The sequence below is a fragment of the Pseudomonas sp. GZJR-8 genome (assembly GCF_002916705.1).
GTDB lineage: Bacteria > Pseudomonadota > Gammaproteobacteria > Pseudomonadales > Pseudomonadaceae > Aquipseudomonas > Aquipseudomonas synxantha_A.
Window position 1 is genome coordinate 1 of sequence record NZ_JXSI01000026.1, and the last position, 3,219, is coordinate 3,219.

General features: G+C 50.5%; 4 protein-coding genes and 1 pseudogene. 3 read left to right on the forward strand and 2 right to left on the reverse strand.

What is annotated here, in order from left to right:
• Both TK42_RS26665 and TK42_RS26870 read left to right on the forward strand, forming a co-directional pair.
• Positions 1-105, forward strand: a 105-nt coding sequence (locus TK42_RS26665; RefSeq protein ID WP_146097871.1) for a polysaccharide lyase family 7 protein, incomplete at its 5' end; no start/stop codon positions are given.
• Positions 106-774: 669 nt separating this feature from the next.
• Positions 775-1,152 (forward strand): hypothetical protein, encoded by a 378-nt coding sequence (locus TK42_RS26870; RefSeq protein ID WP_146097902.1) that lies wholly within the window; start codon positions 775-777, stop codon positions 1,150-1,152.
• 341 nt (positions 1,153-1,493) lie between these two features.
• Here the strand turns inward: TK42_RS26870 and TK42_RS26670 are convergent, their stop codons facing one another.
• Both TK42_RS26670 and TK42_RS26675 read right to left on the reverse strand, forming a co-directional pair.
• Positions 1,494-2,765 (reverse strand): type II toxin-antitoxin system HipA family toxin, encoded by a 1,272-nt coding sequence (locus TK42_RS26670; protein WP_032879010.1) that lies wholly within the window; start codon positions 2,763-2,765, stop codon positions 1,494-1,496.
• Positions 2,758-3,009, reverse strand: a complete 252-nt coding sequence (locus TK42_RS26675; protein ID WP_032879008.1) for a helix-turn-helix transcriptional regulator — start codon at positions 3,007-3,009, stop codon at positions 2,758-2,760. Before TK42_RS26675 ends, TK42_RS26670 begins: the two co-directional genes overlap by 8 nt.
• Positions 3,010-3,097: 88 nt before the next feature.
• Here TK42_RS26675 and TK42_RS26680 point away from each other — a divergent pair.
• Positions 3,098-3,219 (forward strand): annotated as a pseudogene (locus tag TK42_RS26680) (polysaccharide lyase family 7 protein); the annotation flags it as partial.

Genomic DNA, 3,219 nt, shown 5'->3' on the forward strand with positions numbered 1-3,219 from the left:
AAGCCGTTGTACTTCAAGGCGGGGGTGTATGTGCAGGACAACAGTGGGGACAGCAAGGAGGGGGCAAGGGTGACGTTTGCGAAGTTGGATATTGATCACGAGTAAATGGATTAGCCTATTTCGAGTAGGCAACGTCCGATAAGCCCAAGGATCATTCCCCGATAAATCCAGACGATTAAATCCCCTGTGGGAGGGGGCTTGCTCCCGATAGCGGTGTGCCAGCTCCAATAGCTGTGACTGACCCACCGCAATCGGGGGCAAGCCCCCTCCCACATTTGGCCTGTGTGGCCTGAGGGCTTGGTGTCCGTCCTACAGCACCATTGCGACAAGCCAACTCGCCGCTTATAGCTCGCCCCGTCGCCGGCGTTGATCAGCGATAGGATTTCGCAGCCCTACAGAGTTAAAACCGCACCCGTCAAAACAGTCCCGGTATCTTGCCGACGGCAGTCTTTGTTATGGCGGCTGTGCGTGGGAGACCTTCGGGTCTGCCGGGTCTTAGCTCCTCGGTCTGCGAACCCGCGTACAGCTGCCCTCTACCGTTACTTTACCAGCCGAACTGCCCTCTTACAGTCGTCATTGAGCATCATCCAACTTAATTCGACAAAAGACCGGTCAATACCTATGCAATTTCGAACACTTCAATATTTCTAAAAGTTATATATAACTGCCAACATTAACAGGTTACACAGATTAGATTTCTTGACAACATTGCCTCGCGGCGAGGAAATCAACATTTACGACTGCCGTATTTGACTCTTACTCAGGAGAATTATCATGGCCAAGCACAACACCCCGCTAGAAGCCTACTATCGCTTCACGCCAGCCAGCGTTAATCATTACTGGCTAAAAATCACTTTTGCTGACTACGATACGGGGGAACTTAAAGGAGATATGCAAGGCTACCCTTTTATAAGCGCAAGCTACAGTAGAGAAAGTGCACCCTCCACAAAATCCTCTCTTTTCTTCAGAGTAAACTATAGACTATGGGACCCAGAAGCCCCAGGGCCAAACGGTACAAAAGGGAATCTAACAGTACGTACTGGCAAACTGAACCTGATGGCTGACGATCACTCCTACAACACGCTTTACGGAAATCTCCAAGAGGATGGAAGTTCTGAATCAATAGGAGTAACACTTACGAAATCTCAGTGAGCAAGAGCTGTACTTTTGTAGTCACTCACTAAATCCTACACCGACATACAATCTCATCGAGATGATCGTATACAGATGAGAAAATTTTTTGATTGAATTTACTCAATACTCATATTGAAAAATATGAGTATTTTTTAATCTACCCACTCTGATACAGGAAATGAGCGACGAGTCACTTTCGACCACTTTAAAAACACCCACCTGAGCTAAATAGAGCAAAGAACAAAGTGAAGGGATTTATTTAGTATAAAGAACAGATATATTTAACGCGAGAATACCGTAATCCCTTCTTACGAAACGTCGACCATTGCCTACTAAGGCTACGGTTTTTTTCACGGACCTCAGCGCAACAGTCTTACCACCGGCCTGCGCCTCATAGCCGGTGTTACCGAGTCGTGAAGCGCCATGGCACGGCCCGCGTCCCACTCCTTCTGCATCGTTGAAAAAAGCTCGGTATCAATACGCGCCTGATGCGCACTCAGCGCCAGGGACATGGCCTCGGCAATGCGTTCAATAATTACGCCAGGAGCTGCGATACCACAGTGCTTGCGCCCGAATTCAATCAGTTGTTGACGATCGGGGTACGCCTTCACCTTGTTCATTTTTATAGCCAGGGTACGGTCAACCAATGCCTGGCCGGATTTTGGATTGTAATGCTCATAGGCGGTGGTCGTTGTGACATCGAACACAGGCGCCAATTGCACAGTTTCGAGGGCTCCCGGATGGGTATAGAGCACGCCGAAATTTTTCAGGTGAGCATCGCCATTGCGCACCATGACCGACAAGCAAACAGAGGAGAAAAAGCGCTCAAGTTCACGCAACACATCACCCTGCTGGCACACCTGGCGAATCACTGCCGCGAGCGTTTCGTAACTTTGGGAATACTTGTAGTTATCGTGGGGGTCCTTGTTCAGCCCCAACAGCACCGCCATGTCCTCGAATCCCAACCTGCCCGAGGGGGTCAGATCGAAGCGCTCCATAACAAATAAATCACCGCTGTCGGACAGCCAGAAACGCGGCGTTTCCAACCCGGCAAGGCGAGCTGCTTCCAAACAGAGGAATTCGTTTTGCGCCAAGTGGGCATATTCATCTGCACCGGATTTTACAATCAGGTCAGAGCTGAGCATGGTTTTGCGGTTGCCTCTGAGTTTGTCCAGATCAGGCACCAGCACCTTGGGCTGCACTCCCGAAATACCTGATTCAAAATAGGTGTCTACCAGGAAATCGAACACGCCTTGCGAACCCGGCGCTGACAATATCTCCTGCAATCCCACCTGGGCTTTAACAGGCGCCGATGCTTCTATAGGATTCTCATAACTCAGCCGACCAATCTGGTTGCCTCCAATGACCGACAGCAAGCGCATTTCGTCCACCTGCATATGCTTGGCCATCCGTCGCTTGATTTGATCAGCCAGAAAGCCTTCTGGCACATTCATATCAAAAATCGGATGCAGAACATTACTGACCGTCGGTGTTGGGTCATAAGGCATTACCAATGACACTTCACGAGGCGCCTCAGCCGACGCGTAGGCGAAGGAAAACTGCGATCCTTTGGACAGTTCGCCGCTAATGCCTTGGGGAGTAGCGACGTTGAGCCTTTTGATCTTACTCATCGTGCTCTACCAGTTCGGCAAGCGATTTGAGATCAATACGTCGATCAACCACTTCCAGTGCCATGCCTAGCGCAGTAATCACCCTGAAGGCGGTGTACATCGCAACATTTTCCCCTGCCTCAAGGTCGATGATGGTCTTGCGACTGCACCGCGCTTTTTCCGCGAGTTGCTGCTGGCTGTACTGCTTCGCCCGGCGTAGTTGCCTGAGCCGCTCGCCAAAAGCGGGAGGGGTCGTGATGAGCAAAATGTCACCTATATCGAACTTTTAACTAAATTAATCTGATTATGTCCCTTATGGCGGACATTTCAATTACCTTACGTCTGATGCAATTCAGGCCAAAAGCAGCGATGTGCAGTTCTGGCTCCCCGTGACCGGCACCCGCACCGAAAACGCCATTTACCCACGCAGCGAACTGCGCGAAACCTACGCCGACGGGCGCCTGCGCAACTGGAC

What these genes read in the sequence shown, in the direction of transcription:
- TK42_RS26870 (WP_146097902.1), top strand. Translation starts at nt 775, where the DNA reads ATGGCCAAGCACAACACCCCGCTAGAAGCCTACTATCGCTTCACGCCA.
- TK42_RS26670 (WP_032879010.1), bottom strand. Translation starts at nt 2,765, where the DNA reads ATGAGTAAGATCAAAAGGCTCAACGTCGCTACTCCCCAAGGCATTAGC.